The organism is Variovorax sp. TLI9-5A, from assembly GCF_056867935.1.
In genome coordinates, this window is sequence record NZ_CP200310.1 from 575,358 (window position 1) to 596,728 (window position 21,371).

The 21,371-nt window shown below is 67.7% G+C and carries 19 protein-coding genes; 11 read left to right on the forward strand and 8 right to left on the reverse strand.

Going from position 1 to position 21,371, the window contains the following annotated elements; translation table 11 throughout:
- Position 1 precedes the first annotated feature (1 nt).
- Positions 2–2,386: a bifunctional salicylyl-CoA 5-hydroxylase/oxidoreductase gene (locus tag AC1VNX_RS02800; RefSeq protein WP_483155364.1), complete on the reverse strand. Its 2,385-nt coding sequence runs from the start codon at positions 2,384–2,386 to the stop codon at positions 2–4.
- Positions 2,387–2,516: 130 nt separating this feature from the next.
- On the opposite strand from AC1VNX_RS02800, the gene AC1VNX_RS02805 reads away from it, so the two are divergent.
- Positions 2,517–3,788 carry a class I SAM-dependent methyltransferase gene (locus AC1VNX_RS02805; RefSeq protein ID WP_483155365.1) on the forward strand — a complete coding sequence of 424 codons (1,272 nt, stop codon included), beginning with the start codon at positions 2,517–2,519 and terminating at the stop codon, positions 3,786–3,788.
- Between the two features lie 14 nt (positions 3,789–3,802).
- Positions 3,803–4,126: a DUF1840 domain-containing protein gene (locus AC1VNX_RS02810; RefSeq protein ID WP_367618151.1), complete on the forward strand. Its 324-nt coding sequence runs from the start codon at positions 3,803–3,805 to the stop codon at positions 4,124–4,126.
- Positions 4,127–4,248: 122 nt separating this feature from the next.
- Here AC1VNX_RS02810 and AC1VNX_RS02815 read toward each other — a convergent pair whose 3' ends face one another.
- Together AC1VNX_RS02815 and AC1VNX_RS02820 are read right to left on the reverse strand one after the other, a co-directional pair.
- On the reverse strand, positions 4,249–5,271 hold the full coding sequence (locus AC1VNX_RS02815) for a Bug family tripartite tricarboxylate transporter substrate binding protein (protein WP_483155366.1): 1,023 nt from the start codon (positions 5,269–5,271) through the stop codon (positions 4,249–4,251).
- 90 nt (positions 5,272–5,361) lie between these two features.
- Positions 5,362–6,300 (reverse strand): LysR family transcriptional regulator, encoded by a 939-nt coding sequence (locus tag AC1VNX_RS02820; RefSeq protein WP_483155367.1) that lies wholly within the window; start codon positions 6,298–6,300, stop codon positions 5,362–5,364.
- Positions 6,301–6,423: 123 nt separating this feature from the next.
- On the opposite strand from AC1VNX_RS02820, the gene AC1VNX_RS02825 reads away from it, so the two are divergent.
- The gene (locus AC1VNX_RS02825) at positions 6,424–7,209 is read left to right on the forward strand and encodes an SDR family oxidoreductase (protein WP_483155368.1); all 786 of its coding nucleotides are present in this window, start codon (positions 6,424–6,426) and stop codon (positions 7,207–7,209) included.
- Between the two features lie 127 nt (positions 7,210–7,336).
- Here AC1VNX_RS02825 and AC1VNX_RS02830 read toward each other — a convergent pair whose 3' ends face one another.
- The 3 genes from AC1VNX_RS02830 to AC1VNX_RS02840 are packed head-to-tail and all read right to left on the reverse strand — an operon-like array spanning position 7,337 to position 9,769.
- The gene (locus tag AC1VNX_RS02830; RefSeq protein WP_483155369.1) at positions 7,337–7,762 is read right to left on the reverse strand and encodes a MarR family winged helix-turn-helix transcriptional regulator; all 426 of its coding nucleotides are present in this window, start codon (positions 7,760–7,762) and stop codon (positions 7,337–7,339) included.
- A 13-nt stretch (positions 7,763–7,775) separates the two neighbouring features.
- On the reverse strand, positions 7,776–8,741 hold the full coding sequence (locus AC1VNX_RS02835) for an alpha-ketoacid dehydrogenase subunit beta (protein ID WP_483155370.1): 966 nt from the start codon (positions 8,739–8,741) through the stop codon (positions 7,776–7,778).
- The gene (locus AC1VNX_RS02840) at positions 8,732–9,769 is read right to left on the reverse strand and encodes a thiamine pyrophosphate-dependent dehydrogenase E1 component subunit alpha (RefSeq protein ID WP_483155371.1); all 1,038 of its coding nucleotides are present in this window, start codon (positions 9,767–9,769) and stop codon (positions 8,732–8,734) included. The genes AC1VNX_RS02835 and AC1VNX_RS02840 overlap by 10 nt, the downstream gene beginning before the upstream one ends.
- Before the next feature lie 324 nt (positions 9,770–10,093).
- Between AC1VNX_RS02840 and AC1VNX_RS02845 the strand changes: the two genes are divergently transcribed.
- Complete coding sequence (locus AC1VNX_RS02845) at positions 10,094–10,222, forward strand: hypothetical protein (protein WP_483155372.1); 129 nt, start codon at positions 10,094–10,096, stop codon at positions 10,220–10,222.
- A gap of 23 nt (positions 10,223–10,245) precedes the next feature.
- On the opposite strand, the gene AC1VNX_RS02850 is transcribed toward AC1VNX_RS02845, so the two are convergent.
- A complete protein-coding gene (locus tag AC1VNX_RS02850) occupies positions 10,246–11,106 on the reverse strand; it encodes a helix-turn-helix transcriptional regulator (protein WP_483155373.1) in 861 nt (286 codons plus the stop codon).
- A 174-nt stretch (positions 11,107–11,280) separates the two neighbouring features.
- Between AC1VNX_RS02850 and iaaH the strand changes: the two genes are divergently transcribed.
- The 5 genes from iaaH to AC1VNX_RS02875 are packed head-to-tail and all read left to right on the forward strand — an operon-like array spanning position 11,281 to position 17,115.
- On the forward strand, positions 11,281–12,687 hold the full coding sequence (gene iaaH / locus AC1VNX_RS02855; RefSeq protein WP_483155374.1) for an indoleacetamide hydrolase: 1,407 nt from the start codon (positions 11,281–11,283) through the stop codon (positions 12,685–12,687).
- 19 nt (positions 12,688–12,706) lie between these two features.
- A complete protein-coding gene (locus AC1VNX_RS02860; protein WP_483155375.1) occupies positions 12,707–13,858 on the forward strand; it encodes a substrate-binding domain-containing protein in 1,152 nt (383 codons plus the stop codon).
- A 2-nt stretch (positions 13,859–13,860) separates the two neighbouring features.
- On the forward strand, positions 13,861–14,718 hold the full coding sequence (locus AC1VNX_RS02865; protein WP_483155376.1) for a branched-chain amino acid ABC transporter permease: 858 nt from the start codon (positions 13,861–13,863) through the stop codon (positions 14,716–14,718).
- On the forward strand, positions 14,696–16,432 hold the full coding sequence (locus AC1VNX_RS02870; RefSeq protein ID WP_483155377.1) for a branched-chain amino acid ABC transporter ATP-binding protein/permease: 1,737 nt from the start codon (positions 14,696–14,698) through the stop codon (positions 16,430–16,432). Before AC1VNX_RS02865 ends, AC1VNX_RS02870 begins: the two co-directional genes overlap by 23 nt.
- Positions 16,429–17,115, forward strand: a complete 687-nt coding sequence (locus AC1VNX_RS02875; RefSeq protein ID WP_483155378.1) for an ATP-binding cassette domain-containing protein — start codon at positions 16,429–16,431, stop codon at positions 17,113–17,115. Before AC1VNX_RS02870 ends, AC1VNX_RS02875 begins: the two co-directional genes overlap by 4 nt.
- Positions 17,116–17,147: 32 nt before the next feature.
- Here the strand turns inward: AC1VNX_RS02875 and AC1VNX_RS02880 are convergent, their stop codons facing one another.
- Positions 17,148–18,050 (reverse strand): LysR family transcriptional regulator, encoded by a 903-nt coding sequence (locus tag AC1VNX_RS02880; protein WP_483155379.1) that lies wholly within the window; start codon positions 18,048–18,050, stop codon positions 17,148–17,150.
- Between the two features lie 118 nt (positions 18,051–18,168).
- Between AC1VNX_RS02880 and mdlC the strand changes: the two genes are divergently transcribed.
- Positions 18,169–19,806 carry a benzoylformate decarboxylase gene (gene mdlC / locus AC1VNX_RS02885; protein WP_483155380.1) on the forward strand — a complete coding sequence of 546 codons (1,638 nt, stop codon included), beginning with the start codon at positions 18,169–18,171 and terminating at the stop codon, positions 19,804–19,806.
- Between the two features lie 65 nt (positions 19,807–19,871).
- Entirely contained in the window at positions 19,872–21,320 is a 1,449-nt protein-coding gene (locus AC1VNX_RS02890) for an aldehyde dehydrogenase (protein WP_483155381.1), read from the forward strand.
- Positions 21,321–21,371: the final 51 nt, after the last annotated feature.

The window sequence follows — 21,371 nt, forward strand, 5'->3', positions numbered from 1 at the left end:
GTCAGTGCGTCTCCTCGCTGTTCTGAGCGGCCATCGCTGCATTGGCGGCCGCCGCGAGCTGTTGCTGCTTGGCGATCTCGCGGTACATCTGGTCGCGTCCGCTCAGGTACTGCACGGGCCATTCGACGTCGCGGCTCTGCAGCTTGGCTGCTTCGTGCAGCGTCCACGCCGGGTCGGCCAGGTGCGGGCGCGCGATGGCGCACAGGTCGGCGCGGCCGGCCGCGATGATGCTGTTGGCCTGGTCGGCGTCGGTGATCGCGCCCACCGCGATGGTCGAGATGCCGACCTCGTTGCGGATGCGGTCCGAGAACGGCGTCTGGTACATGCGGCCGTACACCGGCTTGGCGGCGCGCGTGGTCTGGCCCGACGACACGTCGATGAAGTCGGCACCGGCCTCCTTGAAGAGGCGTGCCACCACGATGGCGTCGGCGTCGGTGTTGCCGCCTGGCGCCCAGTCGTGCGCCGAGATGCGCACGCTCATCGGCCTGTCGGCGGGCCACGCGGCGCGCATGGCGCGGAACACTTCGAGCGGATAGCGGCAGCGCGCCTCGATGTCGCCGCCGTACTCGTCGGTGCGCAGGTTGGTCAGCGGGCTGATGAAGGCCGACAGCAGGTATCCGTGCGCGCAGTGCAGCTCGAGCCAGTCGAAGCCGCATTCGGCGGCGCGGCGCGTCGAGTCGACGAACTGGTCGCGCAGCGTGTCCATCTCGGCGCGCGTGATGGCAGCGGGCAGCTGGTTCTGTTCGCCGTAGGGCAGCGCGCTCGCGGCCAGCAGCGGCCAGTTGCCGCTTTCGAGCGGTTCGTCGGTGCCCTCCCAGCCCACGCGGGTGGAGCCCTTGGGGCCGCTGTGGCCGAGCTGCATGGCGATCTTGGCGCTCGACTGCGTGTGCACGAAGTCGACGATGCGCTTGAAGGCGGCCTGCTGCTCGTTGTTGTAAAGGCCGGTGCAGCCGGGGGTGATGCGGCCTTCGGGCGTCGGGCTGGTCATTTCGACGAACACCATCGCGGCGCCGCCGAGCGCGCGCGCGCCGAGGTGCACCAGCAGGAAGTCTTGCGGCACGCCGTCGACTGCGCTGTAGGTGGCCATCGGCGACACCAGGATGCGGTTCTTCAGCGTGAGCCCGCGCACCTTGTAGGGCATGAGCATCGGGGGCAGCGCCTTGCCGCCGGCGAGCCACTGCTCGTAGCCGTTGAGCCATTGCGTGTCGCGCAGGCGCAGGTTCTCGTGGCTGATGCGCTGCGAGCGTGTGAGCAGCGAGTAGGCGAACTGCTCGATCTGCATGCCGGTGTAGCGCGGCACGTTCTCGAACCACTCGGTGGAGTTGCGCGCTGCGTTCTGGATCTTCAGCACCTCGACGCTGCGGCGTGCCTCGTAGCCTTCGAGCACGTGGTCCACGGTGCCGCCCTGCGCGAACTCGTTGGCCAGGTCGATCGCGTCTTCAAGCGCCAGCTTGGTGCCCGAGCCGATGGAGAAGTGCGCCGTGTGCGCCGCATCGCCCATCAGCACCACGGGCACGGAGCGGCCTTCGATGTCGATGCGGTGCGTCCAGCGCTCGCACACCACGCGCGGAAAGCGGATCCAGTTGGCCGAGCCGCGCAGGTGCGTGGCGTTGCTGATCAGCGAGTGGCCGCCGAGGTACTTAGCGAAGAGCTTCTCGCAGAAGGCGATGGCCTCGGGCTGCTCCATCTGGTCGAGGCCGTGGGCCTTCCACACGGCCTCGGGCGTCTCGACGATGAAGGTCGAGGTCTTGTCGTCGAACTGGTAGGCGTGCGCCTGAAACCAGCCGTGCTCGGTCTGCTCGAAGGCGAAGGTGAAGGCGTCGAAGGTCTGGTGCGTGCCCAGCCACACGAAGCGGCAGTTGCGCAGGTCGATGTCGGGCCTGAACACGTCTGCATAGCGCTGGCGGATGCGGCTGTTGAGGCCGTCGCTGGCGATCACCAGGTCGGCCTTGTACTTCGCGGCGATTGCCTGGTCGTCGGAGACGTCGGTCTCGAACACCAGTTCGACGCCGAGCGCGAGGCAGCGCTCCTGCAGGATGTTGAGCAGACGCTTGCGGCCGATGCCGCAGAAGCCGTGGCCGCCGGAGCGCACCTGGCGGCCCTTGAAGAAGACCTGGATGTCGTCCCAGTGGTGGAACTCGTTGCCGATGAGCGCCGCGGTGTCGGCGTCAGCCGCGCGCAGGTTGGCGAGCGTCTGATCGCTGAGCACCACGCCCCAGCCGAAGGTGTCGAAGGGTCGGTTGCGCTCCACCACGGTGATCTGCAGCGAAGGGTTGCGCGCCTTCATCAACAGGGCGAAGTACAGGCCTGCCGGCCCGCCGCCGATGCACAGGATGCGTTGGAGATCCGAGGCGGGAGCGGATCGGGTCGGGCTGAGGCTGTTCATGGCTAAATAGTTTAGGCATAAACGATTTGTTGTCAATCCGGGTTCGTGCCGGCCGCAGCCGCCGCAGATCGCGGCTTGCGCCGACACGGGAAGTCATGCAAAAGCTTGGAAAAATCAATACCATGGCCCTATGCAACACTTGATACCCAAGATCGAGTCGCAGCTGGCTTCGCTGCCTGTCCCCATCGCGCTTGAGCTGCCGGATGGCCGGCGCGTTGCCCAGGCGGGAGCCCGCGTCACGCTGGCTTTCAAGGAATGGGCGGTGCTCGCCAAGCTGGCTGCACGGCAGGTGGGAGCCATCGGCGAGGCATACGTCGAAGGCAAGGTGCAGATCGAAGGCGCCATGCGCGACCTGATCGACGCCACGGTCGGCATGCTCCCCGGCAACCCGGCCGAGACCGACACCGGCTGGTGGAGCCGTCTGCAGCGCAGGGCCAAGTCGCACGGCTCGCACTCGCTGCGCAAGGACGCGGCGCAGATCGAGTTCCACTACGACGTTTCCGACGACTTCTACGCGCTGTGGCTCGACCCGCGCCGCGTGTACTCATGCGCCTACTTCCGTACGCCCGACCTTACGCTGGCGCAGGCGCAGGAAGCCAAGCTCGACCACATCTGCCGCAAACTGATGCTGCAGCCCGGCGAGCGCTACCTAGACATCGGCTCCGGCTGGGGCGCCTTGCTGCTGTGGGCGGCCGAGCACTACGGCGTGGACGCCACCGGCATCACGCTGTCGAAGAACCAGCATGCGTACGTGCAGCGCTTGATCGAAGAAAAGGGCCTGCAGGGCCGCGTGCGCGTCGAGCTGCGCGACTACCGCGAAGTGCCCACCGACAAGCCCTTCGACAAGATCTCCTCCGTCGGCATGTTCGAGCACGTGGGCGCGGCCAACATGCCGACCTACTTCCGCAAGATCCATTCGCTGCTGAAGCCCGGCGGCCTCGTGATGAACCACGGCATCACCTCCGGAGAGCTCAACTACCGCCAGCTCGGCGCAGGCATGGGCGATTTCATCGAGAAATACATCTTCCCCGGCGGCGAGCTGCTGCACGTGACGCACGTGCTGCGCGAGACGGCCGCGGCCGGCCTGGAGATGGTCGACACCGAAAGCCTGCGTCCGCACTACGCGCGCACGCTCTGGGCCTGGTCGGACGCCCTGGAAGCGCAGCTCGACGCCGCGCGCGAAGTGCTCCAGCGCAGCGGCGGGCGCCAGGCCGAGAACGCAGAGCGCGTGCTGCGCGCCTACCGCCTGTACCTCGCGGGCTCGGCGATGAGCTTCGAGCAGGGCTGGATCTCGCTGCACCAGATGCTCTCCACCAAACCCGATGGCAAGGTCGAACACGGCGTCCTGCGCGGCGCGCAATCGGTGTACCCTTTTGCGCGCGACTACATCTACAACAAGTGAGTGAGAACTACACCATGCTCTATCGATTCCAGTCCCGCGCCTCTCCCGATTTCGTGATGCTCGAAGTGCATGCCCGCCAGCTGCTGGAGATCGTCGGCAAGTCGGCCGCCCCGCAGGGCATCATCACCGTCGAGCAGATCCCCGGCGCCATCTCGGCCCTCGAAGCCGCGCTGGCGCGCGAGGCCTCCAACTCCCACAACAACGACGACTACGCCGTCGAAGGCCACGCCAACGAGGCCGAGAAGCAGCACATCGGGCTGCACCAGCGCGCGATCCCCCTGCTGCACATGCTCAAGGATTCGCTGGCCGAAAAGAAAGACGTGACCTGGAAGACCTGATCAACCAGATCAGCTACCTCCGGAACCTTTCGTGAAACGCCGCGGAACCGGCTTTGCCGGGCCGCAGGCGTTGCCCCTGCAGGGGGTTGGCGAAGCGACACGAAGTGCGCGAAGCCTGGGGGTCAGTCAACCTTAGCGCCGGAGTCCTTCACCACCTTCGCCCACTTCACATGCTCGCTTGCGATGAGCTTCGTGAAGTCCGCCGGCGAATTCCCGCTCGGGATCGCGCCCTGAGCGAGCATCTTCTCCTTCATGGCCGGCGTGCCCAGCGCCTTGGCCACTTCCTGCTGGATGCGGTTGACGATTTCCGGCGACGTGCCCGCCGGCGCCAGCAGCCCGAACCACGAACTCGCCTCGTAGCCCTTGAGCGAGGGGCCGCCCACTTCCGCCACCGTCGGAATGTCGGGCAGGGCCGGCGAACGCTGCGCGCTCGTCACGGCAAGTGCGGTGAGCTTGCCGGCCTTGATCTGCGCCATCGACGAGGGCAGGTTGTCGAACATCACGTCGGCATTGCCGCCCACCATGTCCAGCAGCGCCGGGCCCGAGCCCTTGTACGGAATGTGGGCCATGAAGGTGCCCGTCATGCTCTTGAACAGTTCGCCCGCCAGGTGGATCGAGGTGCCACTGCCGCTGGAGGCCATGTTCAGCTTGCCAGGGTTGGCCTTGGCGTACTTGATGAAGTCCTGCACGTTGTGGATGTTCAGCGTCTTCGCCTTCTCGGCATTCATCTCCATCACGTTCGGCACGGCGGCCACCAGCGTGATCGGCGCGAAGTCCTTGATCGGGTCGAAGGGCAGCTTCGGGTACAGCGCGCGGTTGATGCCGTGCGTGCCCACCGTGCCCATCAGCAGCGTGTAGCCGTCGTTCGGCGCGCGCGCCACGATCTCGGCGCCCACGTTGCCGCCAGCGCCGGCGCGGTTGTCCACGATGAACTGCTGGCCGAGGGCCTTCGAGAGCTCGGGCGCCACGGCGCGCGCCAGGATGTCGGTGGTGCCGCCGGCCGCGAAGGGCACGACGATGCGCACCGGCTTGGTCGGCCAGGTGCCCTGGGCCCACGAGGGAGCGGTCATGAGGGTCAGCGCGGCGGCGACGGACGCGGCCAGCGCGGTGCGGCGATTCAGGGAGAGAAAAGTCTGATGGGTCATGCGCGCGTTTGTACAGGCGCGCGCCTCGGACGTCGCGGGTGAAAACCCCGTGGACCGGGGAGGTTGTCGCAGTCCGGTCGCGAAGGCGTCTCAGGCCACCTGCATCCGCTGCGCGAACCGCTCCTCGCGGAATCGCTGCAGAACGAAATCGATGAACACCCGCGTCTTCGGCGGCAGCAGCTTCTTGCTCGGGTAGTACAGCCACACGGCGCCGGCGTCCTGGTACCAGTCGGGCAGCAGCCGCAGCAGCTCGCCGCTGCGCAGCCCGCGCTCCACGAAGGGCATGGGCAGCATCGCCGCGCCCAGCCCCATCAGTGCGGCATGCGCGATCGCCTCGGGGTCGTTGAAGATCGCGCGCGGCCGGGGCAGCTCGACGCTGACTTCGCCCTCACCGGTGCCCGCCCGCACGCGCCGCAGCGTCCAGCTGCGCACCCGGCCCGTGGGCGAGGAGCGGCGCATCAGCGTGTCGAGCGCCGCCAGGTCCGACGGCTGCCGCGGCGGCTTGCGCCCCTCCATGTATGCGGGCGAGGCCACCGCCACCACGTGGATGCGCGCCAGCTCCCGCGCCACCAGCCCGGCCGGCAGCTCGATGCCGCCGCCGATGGCAGCGTCGAAGCCCTCGCCCACCAGGTCGACCTGCTGGTTGTCGAAGTGCCAGTCGGGCACGATGGCCGGATAGCGCGCGAGAAACTCGCCCATCAGCGGCAGCACGTGCTCGCGCCCGAAGGCCTGGCCCATGCTCACCTTCAGCGTGCCCGAGGGCTGGCCGTCGTCGGTGTCGATGCCGGCCACCGCCTCGCGCAGCGTGGCCAGCGCTCCGCCGATCTGCGCCAGGAAGCGCTCGCCGCCCTCGGTCAGCGTCAGGCTGCGCGTGCTGCGCTGGAACAGCCGCAGCCCCAGCCGCGCCTCCAGCCGCGCCACGTTCTTGCTGACGGCCGCCGGCGTCAGCCCCAGGCGCCGGGCGGCGGCCGAGAAGCTGCCGCTCTCCGCGCTCAGCACGAAGGATTCGAGGTGGTTCAGCGGTTCCATGGCCGCATTGTGGCGTTCATCTTCAACCATCGGTTGAATTTGATTGATCCGATTGATGGCTACCGAAGAAGGAATGAAGCGCCCAAACTGAGGCCTTCTTCCTCCACCCCAACGGAAAAAATCATGGCCTCCAACACTGCTTCCTCTTCTTCTGCTTCTGCTTCTTCCTCCCGCGTCCTGGCCGGCAAGGTCGCCTTCGTCACCGGCGGCTCGCGCGGCATCGGCGCGGCCATCGTGCGCCGCCTGGTGCGCGACGGCGCCGCCGTGGCCTTCAGCTACGCCGCCTCGGCCGCTCCGGCCGAGGAACTGGTGCGCAGCATCCAGTCCGAAGGCGGCCGCGCCCTTGCGCTGAAGATCGACAGCGCCGACGCCGCCGCCCTCACTTCCGGCATCGACGAAGCGGCCCGCACCTTCGGCAAGATCGACATCCTCGTGAACAACGCCGGCGTGTTCCTCGGCGGCACCCTCGACGAGTTCTCGCTCGAAGACTTCGACAAGACCCTGGCCGTCAACGTGCGCGCCGTGTTCGTCGCTGCCAAGGCGGCTTCGCGCCACATGGGCGAGGGCGGCCGCATCATCAACATCGGCAGCACGAACGCCGTGCGCATGCCCTGGCCCGGCGGCAGCGCCTACGCCATGAGCAAGTCGGCCCTGGTCGGCCTGGTGCAGGGCCTGTCGCGCGACCTCGGCCCGCGCGGCATCACGGTCAACAACGTGCAGCCCGGCCCGGTCAACACCGACATGAACCCGGTCGACGGCCCCAACGCCGCCTCGATGCACGGCCTGATGGCGCTGGCCCGCCACGCCCATCCGGAAGAAATCGCCGGCATGGTCGGCTACCTGGCCAGCCCCGAAGCCGGCTTCGTGACCGGCGCCAGCCTGAACATCGACGGCGGCTTCGCGGCGTAGATCTGGCTCACCCCCAGGCTGCGCGCACTTCGTGTCGCTTCGCCAACCCCCTCCGGGGGCAACACCTGCGGCCCGGCAAAGCCGGTTCCGCGGTGTTTCTGGAATGGGACGTGCCTTGCTCGTGAGGTTAGAGGCCGCCGCGCTGCACGGCCTTGATGAGCTTGTCGAGCGTGGCATCGAGCCGCGCCAGCTCGCCGGCGTCGATGCCGGCGAACAGCATCACCTCGCGTTCGCGACCGAGCGCGCCCACCGTCTCGTGCAGCACCTTGCCGGCGGCCGTGAGATAGAGCCGGCTGCTTCGCCCGTCGGTCGGGTCGTCGTGGCGCTGCAGGCGCTTGTGGCGCCGCAGGCCGGCCAGCGCGCGGCTCACCGCCATCTTGTCGAGGCCGGTCTGGTCGGCCACCTGCCGGGCGTTGAGCCCCGGCTGGGCGGCGAGCACCGCCATCGCGCGCCACTCGTTGAGCGTGAGCCGGTGCTCGCGGCCCACCCGCTCGTGAAAGGGCCGCGCGGTGAGATTCACGACCCGCACCAGCTTGAAGAAGAGCGGGTCCACGGGTGGCCGAGCCTCAGCCGGCGAGTTTTTTTGCGGCGGCCACGATGGCCTCCATGCCGACGCGCGACTGCGCCTCCAGCACCGGCGCATAGCCCACCGGAATGCGCGGCGCGCCCAGCCGCGCTACGCGACACCCGGTGGCTTCCGCCGCGCTGGCCGCGATCTCCGCGCCGAAGCCCGCGGCCTGCACCGCCTCGTGCACCACCAGCAGCCGCCCGGTGCGCGCGCACGACGACAGCACCGTCTCGCGGTCCCACGGCCACAGCGTGCGCAGGTCGATCAGGTCCACCGCGATGCCCTCGGCTGCCAGCGCATCGCAGGCTGCAGCGCAGGCCTGCATCTGCCGGCTCCAGCTCACCAGCGTGAGCGCATTGCCCTCGCGCACGCGCGCCGCCTTGCCCAGCGGCACGGCGATGCTCTCGTCGACCTCGCCGCGCGCGCCCCACAGCGTCTTGTGCTCGATGTAGACCACAGGGTCGCCGCACTGCAGGGCAGAGCGCAGCAGGCCGTGGTTGTCCTGCGGCGTCGAGGGGCACACCACCACCACGCCTGGCAGGTGCGCGAACCAGGCTTCGAGCGACTGCGAGTGCTGCGCCGCCGAGGCGTCCCAGATGCCGCCGGGCATGCGCGCCACCAGCGGCACGCGGCCCTGGCCGCCGAACATGAAGCGGTTCTTCGCGGCCTGGTTCACCAGCTCGTCCATGCCGCACAGCGCGAAGTCGACCACGCGCATCTCGACCACCGGCCGCAACCCCGCCAGCGCCATGCCCACGCCGGCACCCATGATCGCGGCCTCGCTGATCGGCGTGTCGATCACGCGGCCCGGGCCGAAGCTCTGCTGCAGCCCCTTGTACTGGCCGAAGATGCCGCCGCGACCCACGTCCTCGCCGAGCACCACCACGCGCGGGTCGGCTTCCATCTCGCGCTGCAGGGCGAGCAGGGCGGCTTCCGAATAGCTGAGTTCGTGCTTCATCGCCATTGGCCCTCCCCGACGGTCTGCACATCGGTGAAGGCGGCGCCGGGCTCGGGCCAGGGTGCGGCGTCGGCCACGGCGAGCGCGGTGGCCACCTCGTCGCTCGCCGCGTTCTCGATCGCGTCCAGCGCCGAGGCTGCAACGCCGGTCGCCAGCAGGTGGCCGCGCGCACGCGCGATCGGATCGGTCTCCAGCGCGGCGGCCAGTTCGGCCGGGTCGCGGTAGGCCGCGACGTCCACCGAAACATGCCCCTTCACGCGATAGGTCAGCGCATGCAGCAGGCGCGGCCCGCTACCGGCGCGCACCTCGGCCACCAGCCTGGCGGCCGCCGTGTGCACAGCGAACACGTCGTTGCCGTCGACCTGCGTGGCAGCGATGCCCAGCGCCTCGGCACGCGCGGAGGCGCCTTCGCCGGCCGTCATCGGCCCGCTCGCGGTGGTGGCGCTCCAGCGGTTGTCCTCGCAGACGAAGAGCACCGGCAGCTCGTACACCCGCGCCCAGTTCAGCGCTTCGAGAAAGGGCCCGCGATTGATCGCGCCGTCGCCGAAGAAGCAGACGGTGATGTCGTCGCTCTCTTTCTTCAGCAGCTTCTGCGCATGCGCCGCGCCCACTGCGATCGGCAGCCCCGCCGCCACCACGCCGTTGGCGCCCAGCATGCCGACCGAGAAGTCCGCGATGTGCATCGAGCCGCCCTTGCCGCCGTTGAAGCCCGTGGCCTTGCCGAACAGCTCGCACATCATCCGCGCGAGATCGGCACCCTTGGCCAGCGTGTGACCGTGGCCCCGGTGGGTGGAGGTGAGGTAGTCGGCGGTGCGCAGATGGGCGCAGACGCCGGCCGGCACCGCCTCCTGCCCGGTGGAGAGGTGCAGCGGCCCGCGCACCTTGGCGGCGCCACCGGCCTGCTGGCCGTAGGCGCTCACGCCACCCTGGCTGGCGGTCTCCGCCGCGTTCTCGAAGGCCCGTATCCGCACCATGACGCGGTACAGCGCCTCGCCCGCGCCGTGGGCGGCGCTGCTGGAAATGCTCGAGTCCATCTTGTCTCCGACGCCCTTGGGGAGGGCGTTCCGGAAAAAATCGTATCAAGCGAGACGGACTCGCGGCACCGGGCTTACCCGCCGCTTCTTTACGCTGCGAGTTGCCTGTGATCCGGGAGACGCCCATACAAGACCTTCCCCAGGCATCGCCGGAGCAGATATGCGGCGAGTGCCATGCGGGCTTCGATCGATATCGTTCGTGTCAGCTACCGCGCGGCATCTGAATCTTCAGCGTGTGGCGTATCGTCTGAGCCAGTTCGAGAAGCGCCGGGGCTAACTCTCTCTTGAAATGGCGGTGATCGGCTCCTCTGTCGAGATGCTGACGTGCTGCACGGCAGCGTTCGGCTCGCGGCGTACACGCCCGAGCGGCTGTCGGATGCCGACACGCGCACGCTGCTGCGCAACATCTGGTCGCTGGAGCAGGCGGGCGACCTGCTGGGACTGGGACGCTGAGGCCGCGCGGGCCGGCTTCGCAGTCATGCATCGGCGCCCGGCGATGAATAGACGAAAGACATAGCTGCTGTTGGCGCGACAGGCATCGCCAGGGCCGTCTGAGCAACTCCGTGCTCCTGGTGCGCCAGCAAGGCTCGAACCCGGCCCACAAGCGCGGCTCTGTTGGTGACACGCAGCTTCTTGAAGGCATTGCTCAGATGGAAGCGAACCGTCGGGTACTCCAGGCTGAGCCGGCTCTGAATTTCCTTGTCGGGACAGCCGCAACTGACAAGCCACGCTACTTCGGCCTCGCGCTTGCTCAGGCGTCCTTCGCGCTGCAGCGTCGCCTCGGCGGATTCACTTGCCTCGCCGACAGGTGCAGTTTCCTTCCAGCCAAGCCGTGAAAGCGCGGCGGTGATTGCTGGCTCGATGAGGTTCAGGATCTCGATTTCTCCCGTATCGAAATTCCCCCGCTCCCGATTGCGCCAGATGCGAACGTCCCCGACGCACCGCGCTTGATCGTAGAAATAGACATTCACTCCCCAGTACATACGGTCGCGACGAAGGAAGTCATTGAAGAACTCCGTGCGCGACAGGTCTCTCTGGCAGAGCACCTGCGTTGCCAAGGTCGGCTTGCGACGCTGCATCATGGGGTAGGTCAGCGGGTCCACGAAGCGGAAGTAGTCGTCCCAGGAACGCAGGTTCTCCTCGGACATGTTGAGCGCGGCCGTCCGGCCGAAGCGCTGCCTTTCGCCGTCCCAAACCATCGACACGTAGGTGTCGGCACGAAGGAGGTCGAGCATCGGCAGCGCCATGCGCTCGCGCAGCTCGTCGCCGTCGGTCGCGTTCGCGACCAGGCGCATGAGGTCCGACAGGGCCCTGGTCTGAATGGTGGAGAGGTGCATGGTCGATTCCAAGCAAGCTTCATGCGCGGGGCGCCAATGCTAGGCAGTGCCGTGGTTTCCGCCAGTCGGGTCTGACCCTACGTAGCGCCCGGCGAGCGGCCCCTAACGATTTCTATAGGTCCCCGACAAAACCCCGCTGCGTACATTGAATAGTCACCAAACGCTGAACGAGCCATGCACGCGATCGACCTTCCTCTCTCCGCCATTCGCAAGCTCCTTGATGGAGCGTCCGTCTCAAGCCTGGACCTGGCCGAGGCCTGCATCGCGCGGTCGCAAGCCCGCAGCGACCTCAACGTGTGGGTCAGCTTCGATCCCGAGGCACTGCGCAAAGAAGCGCGCGATGCGGACCGCCGTCTTGCCGCCGGCGAGCGGCTCCCCTTGCTCGGCATTCCCATCGCCTTGAAGGACAACATCGAGGCGGCCGGCATGGCCTGTGGGGCCGGCACGGCGTCATTGAGCGGAAAGAAGCCCAACGCGGATGCGGAGCTGGTCGCCCGCCTGCGGGCGGCGGGGGCCGTGATCGCGGGCAAAGTGGGTATGCACGAGCTGGCGTTCGGCATCACCAGCAACAACGCGGTCACCGGTGCCGTCAGAAATCCCTGGGACCGCACCAGGATTCCCGGCGGCAGCAGCGGGGGCTCGGGCGCCGTGGTCGGCGCACGCATTGTTCCTGCCTCCATCGGAACGGACACGGGCGGGTCGGTCCGCGTCCCGGCGGCCCTGTGCGGGGTCAGCGGCTTCCGGCCGACGGTCGGGCGCGTGCCGGCACAGGGCATCGCACCAATTTCGCTCACTCGTGACACCGCAGGGCCGCTGGCCTACACCATTGCGGACTGCGCCCTTCTCGATGAAGTGATGACGGGCGCCAAGGACAGCCAGATGAAGCTGGCGCTCCAAGGGTTGCGCCTCGGCGTCCCGAGGCGTCCGTTCTGGAATGACCTGGAGCCTGCACTCGAACAGGTGGCTGAATCCGCGCTTAAGACGCTGCGGCAGGCCGGTGTCGAACTCGTGGATATCGACATGCCCGCAATGAGCGAGCTCAATGCCAGTGTCAGCTTTCCGGTGGTGCTCTTCGAGTTCGTGCGCGACATGCGGAAATATCTCGAGGCGCGCGGGCGCGGCGTCACGCTCGAGGAGATGATCGCATCCGTCGGCAGTCCGGACGTACGCGGTGCCGTCGGCACGCTCCTGACCGGCGGAGGCATTCCCGAGGATGTCTACGAGAGCGCTCTTCAGGCGAGGGCGAAGATGCAGGCGCTCTACGCGCAGACATTCGAGTCGCACCGGATCGAAGCGCTTGTATTTCCCACGACGCCACGGGTCGCGGCCCTCGTCGGTGAAGACGAGACGGTCGACCTGAACGGCACGCAGCAGCCGACCTTCGGGGCATTCATTCGCAACACAGACCCCGGAAGCAACGCATCGCTGCCCGGGGCAACCATCCCGCTGGGCCTTGCGAACAACCTGCCGGTGGGCCTCGCGCTCGACGGCCCCATCGATTCCGACCGCCGGCTTCTGGCGATTGCCGAAGCCGTCCAGTCAGCGCTTCCGCCTGCCCCTCAACTCGAAACTCCCAACTGAAATCCCGAAGGAGCATTCCATGGATCGTCGTCATTTCCTGCAAGCAACGCTGGCCGCAGGGGCAGCTTCCGCACTGCCTACGGCCTTCGCGGCCGACCCGCTCAAGGTGGCCGTGATGATTCCCCAGAGCGGTCCCGGCGGCTTGTTCGGTCCGTCGTGCAAGGCGTGCGCCGAGATGGCTGCCACCGCCTTGAACGCCCGTGGCGGTTTGCTGGGCCGCAAGGTCGAGCTCCTGTACGGGGATGCGGGCCTTGCGCCAGCGGAAGCAGGCCAGGCCGCGCTGAAGCTCTGGAAGGGCCAGAAGGCGGGTGCCGTCATCGGAATGCACGACAGCGCGGTGCGCGGTGCGCTCGTGGGTTTGTTCAAGGGCCAGGTGCCGTACCTGTACACGCCCGTCTATGAAGGCGGGGAGTGTGCAAAGGGTACGTACGTCAAGGGCGAGACGCCGCAGCAGCAGCTCGAGCCCGTCATCCCATGGCTGGCGGCCGAACGCAAGCCGACCAAGTGGTACATGATCGGCAACGACTACATCTGGGGTCGCAACACCAATGCCACCGCCAGGGCCTACATCGAGAAGACCGGCGCCAAGGTGGTCGGGGACGAGTACCTTCCCTTCACCGTCGACAACTTCGATGCGAGCCTCGCGCGCATCCGCGACAGCGGCGCGGACGCCGTGCTCGTGTCGCTGGTCGGCGGCGCTTCGGTGACCTTCAACAAGTCGTTCGCGAGCTTCGGCCTTTCTGACAAGGCGATTCGCCTGGGCACGCTGATCGAGGAGAACACTCTCGCGGGCATCGGCTTCGCCAACGCGCGCAACCTCTATTCGAGCTCGGGATACTTCGCGAACATCGACACGCCCGCGGCAAAGGCCTTCGCGGCGGACTATGCCAAGGCCAACGGCGCGAATGCGCCGGCATTGAACGGCCTGGCCGAATCGACCTACGAAGGCTTCCTCATGCTCGAAGCGCTCGCGAAGAAGGCCGGCAGCCTGGACCCGGCGAAGCTCGATGCCGCCTCCGAAGGAACGACCTACAGCGGTCCGAGAGGCGCGGTGACCGTCAAGGCGCGCCACGTGGAGCAGGACATCTACGTGGCCGACGTCACGGACAAGGGCTTCCGCGTGGTGAAGACCTTCCCGAAAGTCGGCGCCGGCCAGACTTGCAAGGTCTGACCATGCTCGACGGCAACATCCTGCTGCACGGCCTGAACCTGGCCTACGAACTGGCCACGCTCGCGCTCACCACGCTGGGCCTGGCGATCGTCTTCGGCCTGCTCGGCGTCATGAACATGGCGCACGGGGAGTTCGTGATGCTCGGGGCCTATTCGGTGGTGACGGTGCAGAAACTGGGGCTGCCGCTGGTGGCCGCGGTTCCCCTCGCGGTGGTGGTGTGCGGCGCGCTCGGCTACGTGGTGGAGCGCTGGCTCATACGGCCGCTCTATGCGCGGCCTTTCGATACGCTGCTCGCGACCTGGGCGCTCGCCATGCTCATGAGAAAGCTGGTCGAAGCGGTCTTCGGCAGGGAGTACCGGAACGTCGAATCGACGCTGACCGAACCGATGATGGTCTTCGGTTCGCAGTACCCGGCCTATCGCCTGGCGCTGATCGTTCTGGCGCTCGCCGTGATGGCGGGGCTCTTCCTCTGGTATCGGCGCAGTGCGGCCGGGCTTCGAGTGCGCGCCATGACGGCGAATCCCGTTCTTGCGCAGGCGCTGGGCATCAACACCCGCCGGCTCGCTTCGCAGGCGTTCGTCATCGGAGTCGTGTTCGCCGGCCTGTCCGGGGTGCTCCTTGCGCCGTTGATCCGCATCGAACCGGGCATCGGCGTCGACTACCTGCTGGACGCGTTCTTCGTGCTGGTCGTGGGCGGCCTCGGGACCTTGGGCGGCATGTTCGGCGGTGTCGGAATCATCGGTGGCTCGCAGGCCATCGTCAGCAGCGTGGCAGGGCAGACCAGCGGCTACGCGGTGGTGCTCATGCTCTCCATCATCTTTCTGTGGCTCAAGCCCAATGGCCTTTTTTCGCGACGCTAAATCGGCGGCCTTCCTGGCCGCGGTACTGGTTGCGCTGCCGTTCGCGTCCAGCGAATTCGTGGCGTACCAGATCGCCCTGTTCCTGATCTACGGGATCGCTGCGCAGGGCGTGGCCCTCTGCTGGGGACGCCTCGGATTCCTGCCCCTGGGGCACGCGCTCTTCTTCGGGCTGGGTGCCTACCTCTTCGGCGGGATGCTCAAGGGCGCGGAGTCGAACCCCGCCCTGTACCTGGCGCTGCCGCTCGCGGTGGTGGCGCCGGCATTGCTCGCCTACGTCATCGCGCGCCTGGTCTTCGCCAGAAGCTCGCGCAGCGGGCCCTACTTCTCGCTCATCACCCTTGCGCTGACGATGCTGGGCTTCCTGGCGGCGCAGCAGTGGAGCGGCCTCACCGGCGGCTTCAACGGCATGGCGAACATTCCCGACATTCCCGGCACGTCCCGCTACGAGACCTTGTACTGGCTCGTGGCCGCGGTCGCAGTCGTCTCGACGCTCGTGCTCGCGATGCTGGCGGCCCGGCCCATCGGGGTGATCTGGGAAGCAGTGGCGCAGAACGAGGAGCGGCTTCAACTGCTCGGGTATGCAACGGACCGGGTCAAGGCGAACGCCTATGCGTTCTCCGCCTTGCTCGCCGCGGCGGCAGGTGCCTTGTTCTCCGCGCACCAGGGCATCGTGACCCCGCAGGCGATGAGCTTCATCCTCTCGACCGAGTTCGTGATCTGGGCCGCCGTCGGAGGCAAGGGGAGCTCGCTGGGGCCATTGCTCGGTGCCACCGTCGTTGGCTATGCGTCCGCCGAGCTTCGGGAGCAGTTCCTCTACTGGGAAGTCGCGGTGGCGGCGCTCTTCATCGTCGTGGTGCTGTTCCTGCCGAACGGAGTCGCCGGCCTGCTGAAGCGCCGGGCAGACCCGCGCCACGGCAAGGATTCGCCGGCCCCCGCCGCACATGAGGCGGCCACGTCCGTGGCCCCTGTCTCCCTGACCCTCGACGGGGTGAAGACGGCCCAGTCGGGCGTGACGATCCTCGACGGGCTTTCCCTTGCCCTCAGCGGGCCCGGTATCCGCTGCGTCATCGGTCCCAACGGCGCAGGCAAGACCTCGTCGTTCAACGTCATCACGGGCCGGCTTCCGCTTCTCGGCGGCGAGGTCACGCTCAACGGCCACGATATCGGTGGGCTGTCTGCGTGGCGCGTGGCGCGCAAGGGCATCGGACGCAAGATGCAGGTGCCGTCGGTCTTTCCCGACCTCACGGTGCGGGAGAACCTGGGCCTGGCTGTCTGGGCCGGGCGGGCATCCGCCGTCGACACGCTGAAGCGGGCCACGCTGGGATGGCACACCGGGCTTCTCGCCGACATCCTGCAAGAGTTTCCCGCCCTCGCGTCGCAACTCGACGCTCCGGCCGGCACGCTGGCGCAAGGGCATCGGCAAGCGTTGGAACTGGCGATGACGCTTCTTCCGGAGCCGAAGCTGGTGTTGCTGGACGAGCCCTGCGCGGGCCTGTCGCCCGGCGAGACCCATCAAATGATCGATGCCATCAAGACCCTGGTGAACCAGATCGGTGCTGCTGCGCTGCTGATCGAGCATGACATCACGGCCGTGGATGCCATGGGCGGCGATGTGTATGTGCTGCACCAGGGGCGTCTTCTCGACAAGGGCTCGCTCGCGGACATCCAGTCCAGCGCGGCGGTGCGGGCGGTGTACGCGGGAGGCCGCAAATGACTCTGGTCTTCAACGAATTGGTATGCGGCTACGGCGACACCGTCGTGGTCCGTGGGGTGTCCGGAGAAGTCCGGCCCGGCCATGCGCTCGCCATCGTGGGAAGAAACGGTGTCGGCAAGAGCACGCTGATGAAGGCCTTGGCTGGCCAGTTGCCACTCACGAGCGGCGACATCGACTGGAACGGCCAGGCGCTCGGCGACAAGCCGCTGCACGCCCGGCTTGGCCTGGGAATCGCATTCGCGCCCCAGGAGAACGTCGTGTTCGGCGAGCTGACGGTGGCGGACAACCTGTGGCTGCACCTCGACGACCGGAAGGCCGATCGGTACGAGGAGGTCTTCCAGCACTTCCCGCTGCTTCAGCGCCGGCTCGACCAGCGGGCGGGGTCGCTCAGCGGCGGCGAGCGCAAGCTGTTGTCCTTCGCCCGGACCATGGGGCTGAAGGCCAGGCTCGCGATGCTCGACGAACCTACCGAAGGTGTACAGCCGGAAAACATCGACCGGATGGCCGCGATGGTCAATCGCAGGAAAGCCAGTGGCGATTCATTCATCATCGTCGAGCAGAACCTGGAGTTCGTCGCGGCCTTTGCCGACACGGTCCTGGTCCTGGACCACGGAGAGGTCGTATTGCAGGGCAGCTTCGCCGCCCTGGGCCGCGAGCGGATCGAGCAGCACATGGTCGTCTGACCATCTTCGCTCGATGCGTGCCTCATGTCGCTTCAGGCGGCCGTCAGCGCGCGAAGCTCCTCGAGCAGCTTGACGGAGGGGCCCGGCAGCATGCCGGCGCGCCTGCGAAAGGCGGTCAGGATTCTCCTGTCGCTCGCGCCCGGGATGTCGAGGGCATCGATCAGCCCGGCCTTTCGCTCGGCGTCGTACATCGGCGCCGGCATCCACCCCAGAAAGCCCGAGTGGCCGATCAGGCTCTTGAGCGCCATGACCGATCGCGTCTCGACGACCACGTTGGGCAGCGCGAGGTTCTGTCGCGCGAACACGCTCTTCATGTGCTCGAAAGGGCCCGTTCCCTTCGGAAGGATCGCCCAGCGTTCGCCCAAGGTGTCCGACAGCTTCAGCTTGCGTTTCATGCGCAGCGGGTGGTGGCGGCCGGCCACGACGTAGCTGGTGTCCTCCCATCTGCAGTCCTTCACGGCGACGATCTCTGCCGTGTCCTCGGTGTCGACGCCGAGTGCCAGGTCGATCTCGTGCGAGACGAGCGCGTCCGCCAGCCGGTCCCAGACGCCTTCGATGATCTGGACCTGAAGGTTCGGCCACTTGCCGCAGGTCCGGCCGATGGCCGAAGGAAGCACGAGGCAGGCGATGCTGCCGACCGCGCCGACGCGGATCGTGCCCTTCGCCAGCCCGAGCATGGCCTTGATGTTCTCGCTCGCGTGCTCCGATTCGCGCTGCAGCAGCAGCGCATGCGGCTGCAGCGCGCGGCCCACGTCGGTGAGCTGCATCCCCTTCGAATGGCGCTCGAACAGCGGCGCCCCGGCCTGTTCTTCCAGCCTGCGGATCGTGCGACTCAGCGCGGGCTGGGTGATGTTGAGCGCGTCGGCCGCTCGCCCGAGGCTTCCCGACGAAACGATGGCGTTGAAGGCGACGAGTTGCTGCAGATCGAAAGTCATGCCAAACGGTAATGACTTTTTCTCGAAAAGGCAATTTTCAAGATGGAGATGCCATTTCACACTCCCGCCATCGAGACAGCATTGCGAGTTCGCGGTGCACAGCAGGAAGAAACACGCAATGACCGGATCCGCACCGCACGCCGCTGCCGCGACGCCCGCACACCCCGCCACCGCCGCCACCGCCAGCAGCATCACCGTTCGCGAGGCCGTGTTCGACCTGATGCGCCGCTTCGGAATGACCTCCGTGTTCGCGAATCCGGGGTCGACCGAGCTCCCGATGTTCCGCGACTTCCCGAGCGATTTCCGCTACGTCCTCGGCCTGCAGGAGGCCTGCGTGGTCGGCATGGCGGACGGCTACGCGCAGGCGACCCGGAACGCTTCGTTCGTGAATCTCCATTCGGCGGCCGGCGTCGGCAACGCCATGGGCAACATCTTCACCGCCTTCAAGAACCGCACGCCCATGGTGATCACAGCCGGGCAGCAGGCGCGTTCGATCCTTCCGTTCGACCCGTTCCTGTCGTCGGCCCAGGCTACCGAGCTGCCGAAGCCCTACGTCAAATGGAGCATCGAGCCGGCCCGCGCCCAGGACGTGCCGCTCGCGATCGCCCGGGCCTACTACCTGGCCATGATGCCGCCTTGCGGTCCGGTGCTGGTGTCGGTGCCCGTGGACGACTGGGACCAATACACCGAGCTGGTTCCGACCCGGGCCGTGAGCACCCGGACGCGTCCGGAGCCCGAGCTCCTTGCCCGGATCTCGACCGCACTGGAGGCAAGCGAGCGCCCGGCATTCGTGGTGGGTGCCGCCGCCGATCGGGACGGCGCGTGGAACGAAGTCGTCGCATTGGCGGAAGCCCACAACGCCCGCGTGTGGGTCGCGCCGATGTCCGGACGCTGCAGCTTCCCGGAAGACCATCGCCTGTTCGCCGGCTTCCTCCCGGCCATGCGCGAGCGCATCGTCGAACTGCTCGAGGGCCACGATCTCATCCTCGCCATCGGCGCGCCGGCCTTCGCCTATCACGTCGAAGGCGCGGGCCCTCATGTGCCCGCTGGCGCAGCCCTGTGCCAGCTGACCGAGGATCCCGATACGGCGGCCTGGGCGCCCGTCGGCATCTCGGCCGTCGGCAGCATCCGGCTGGGATTGCTGGACCTGCTCGCAGTGCCGCCGAAGAAGACGCGTCCGCTTCCGCCCGCGAGAAAGGCCGCGCTGCGCGCGGAGCCGACGCCGCTGATGTCGGTCGCCTACGTGCTGCAAACGCTCGCGGAGGCAAGAAAGCCGGAACACATCGTGGTCGAAGAGGCGCCGAGCGCACGGCCCGTGATGCAGGCCCACCTGCCCTTCACCCGCAGCGAAACCTTCTACACGATGGACAGCGGCGGCCTCGGCTACGGCATGCCCGCGTCCGTGGGCGTTGCATTGGGCAAGCCCGGCAGCCGGGTCATCTGCCTGATCGGCGACGGATCGAGCATGTACTCCATCCAGGCGCTGTGGAGCGCGGCGCAGAACAAGCTGCCGATCACCTTCGTGATCCTGAACAACAGGCGGTACGCCGCCCTGCAGGACTTTGCGCCGGTGTTCGGCTTCTCGCCCACCGACGTCGTTCAGGGCACCGAGCTGCCCGACCTCGACTTCCAGTCGCTGGCCAAGGGAATGGGATGCACCGCGGTGCGCGTGACCGACCCGGCAGATCTGCGCAAGGCGCTCGACGAAGCCCTGGCCAGTGACGCGCCCGGCGTCGTGGAGGTCCGGGTCGCCTGACCTCGCCGATCGTTCCCCCTCCAGCACACGACGCATTTTTCAAACCACCCTACGGAGACAAGCCGATGAAGATTTCGATGTTGATCAATGGCGAGCGCACGGACGCTCGCGACGGCGCAACCTTTGAGCGGCGCAATCCTCTGGACGGCAGCGTGGCGACGACCGCCCCCGCGGCCGCGCCGCAAGACGCCGTCGCCGCGGTGGATGCCGCGGCCGAGGCCTTCAAGACCTGGTCGACCACTGGCCCCGGCGAACGCCGGGCGCTGCTCATGAAGGCTTCGCATGCGCTGGAAGCCAAGGCGGAGGCCTTCGCCGCGGCCGTCGCCGCCGAGACCGGCGCATCCGCCATCTGGGCAGGTTTCAATGTCCATCTCGCGGCAGGCATGCTGCTGGAGGCCGCATCGCTCACCACCCAGATCAGCGGCGAGGTCATCCCCTCGGATGTGCCGGGCAACCTGGCCATGGCCGTGCGGCAGCCGGCGGGCGTCGTCCTCGGCATCGCTCCCTGGAACGCGCCGGTGATCCTGGCCGTGCGTGCCATCGCGACGCCTCTGGCCTGCGGCAACACGGTCGTTCTCAAGGGCAGCGAGATCTGTCCCGCCACGCATGGGCTGATCATCGAGGCGCTGCAGGAGGCCGGGCTGCCCAAGGGCGTGGTGAACTTCGTGACCAACGCGCCCGCGGACGCCGCCGCCGTCGTCGAAGCGATGGTGGCGCACCCGGCGGTCCGACGCGTCAACTTCACGGGCTCGACCCACGTCGGCAAGCTCATCGCAGCCACCTGCGCCAAGTACCTCAAGCCCGTCGTGCTCGAACTCGGCGGCAAGGCTCCGCTGGTCATCCTGGACGACGCCGATGTCGATGCAGCGGTCAACGCAGCGGTGTTCGGTGCGTTCGCCAACTCCGGGCAGATCTGCATGTCGACCGAACGCGTCGTCGTCGACGAGAGCATCGCCGACGAGTTCGTCGCCAAGCTCGGCGCCCGGGCTGCGAGCCTTCCGCTGGGCGACCCGCGACAGGGACCGGTGGTGCTCGGCTCGGTGGTCGACATGGGCACGGTCAACCGCTGCAACGAACTGATCGACGACGCGCTTGCCAAGGGCGCCAAGCTCGTCATCGGCGGAAAGGCGAAGGACACGCTGATGCCGGCGACGCTGCTCGATCACGTCACTTCGGAAATGCGCATCTTCCGGGAAGAGGCCTTCGGCCCTGTGAAGGGCATCGTTCGGGTCCGCGGTGTGGAAGCGGCCGTTGCGTGCGCCAACGACAACGAGTACGGCCTCGCGGCCGCAGTGTTCGGCCGCGACGTGGCGCGCGCCATCCAGGTGGCGGGGCGCATCGAGTCGGGCATCTGCCATGTGAACGGCCCGACCGTCCACGACGAAGCACAGATGCCCTTCGGCGGCGTCAAGGGCAGCGGCATCGGCCGCTTCGGCGGCAAGGCCGGGGTGGAGGCATTCACCGAGCTGCGCTGGCTGACGGTGCAGACCACGCCGCGCCAATACCCCTTCTAGGAAACGAACAAGCGCATCGGCGCATCGGCGCACCGGCGTCATCGCCGGGCG

Excerpts from the sequence above, each read along its gene's own strand:
- AC1VNX_RS02815 (WP_483155366.1), bottom strand. The coding sequence starts at position 5,271 with ATGACCCATCAGACTTTTCTCTCCCTGAATCGCCGCACCGCGCTGGCC.
- AC1VNX_RS02820 (WP_483155367.1), bottom strand. The coding sequence starts at position 6,300 with ATGGAACCGCTGAACCACCTCGAATCCTTCGTGCTGAGCGCGGAGAGC.
- AC1VNX_RS02875 (WP_483155378.1), top strand. The coding sequence starts at position 16,429 with ATGACTCTGGTCTTCAACGAATTGGTATGCGGCTACGGCGACACCGTC.
- AC1VNX_RS02860 (WP_483155375.1), top strand. The coding sequence starts at position 12,707 with ATGGATCGTCGTCATTTCCTGCAAGCAACGCTGGCCGCAGGGGCAGCT.
- AC1VNX_RS02850 (WP_483155373.1), bottom strand. The coding sequence starts at position 11,106 with ATGCACCTCTCCACCATTCAGACCAGGGCCCTGTCGGACCTCATGCGC.
- mdlC (WP_483155380.1), top strand. The coding sequence starts at position 18,169 with ATGACCGGATCCGCACCGCACGCCGCTGCCGCGACGCCCGCACACCCC.
- AC1VNX_RS02880 (WP_483155379.1), bottom strand. The coding sequence starts at position 18,050 with ATGACTTTCGATCTGCAGCAACTCGTCGCCTTCAACGCCATCGTTTCG.
- AC1VNX_RS02870 (WP_483155377.1), top strand. The coding sequence starts at position 14,696 with ATGGCCTTTTTTCGCGACGCTAAATCGGCGGCCTTCCTGGCCGCGGTA.
- iaaH (WP_483155374.1), top strand. The coding sequence starts at position 11,281 with ATGCACGCGATCGACCTTCCTCTCTCCGCCATTCGCAAGCTCCTTGAT.
- AC1VNX_RS02890 (WP_483155381.1), top strand. The coding sequence starts at position 19,872 with ATGAAGATTTCGATGTTGATCAATGGCGAGCGCACGGACGCTCGCGAC.
- AC1VNX_RS02840 (WP_483155371.1), bottom strand. The coding sequence starts at position 9,769 with ATGGACTCGAGCATTTCCAGCAGCGCCGCCCACGGCGCGGGCGAGGCG.
- AC1VNX_RS02810 (WP_367618151.1), top strand. The coding sequence starts at position 3,803 with ATGCTCTATCGATTCCAGTCCCGCGCCTCTCCCGATTTCGTGATGCTC.
- AC1VNX_RS02865 (WP_483155376.1), top strand. The coding sequence starts at position 13,861 with ATGCTCGACGGCAACATCCTGCTGCACGGCCTGAACCTGGCCTACGAA.
- AC1VNX_RS02825 (WP_483155368.1), top strand. The coding sequence starts at position 6,424 with ATGGCCTCCAACACTGCTTCCTCTTCTTCTGCTTCTGCTTCTTCCTCC.
- AC1VNX_RS02835 (WP_483155370.1), bottom strand. The coding sequence starts at position 8,741 with ATGGCGATGAAGCACGAACTCAGCTATTCGGAAGCCGCCCTGCTCGCC.
- AC1VNX_RS02805 (WP_483155365.1), top strand. The coding sequence starts at position 2,517 with ATGCAACACTTGATACCCAAGATCGAGTCGCAGCTGGCTTCGCTGCCT.
- AC1VNX_RS02800 (WP_483155364.1), bottom strand. The coding sequence starts at position 2,386 with ATGAACAGCCTCAGCCCGACCCGATCCGCTCCCGCCTCGGATCTCCAA.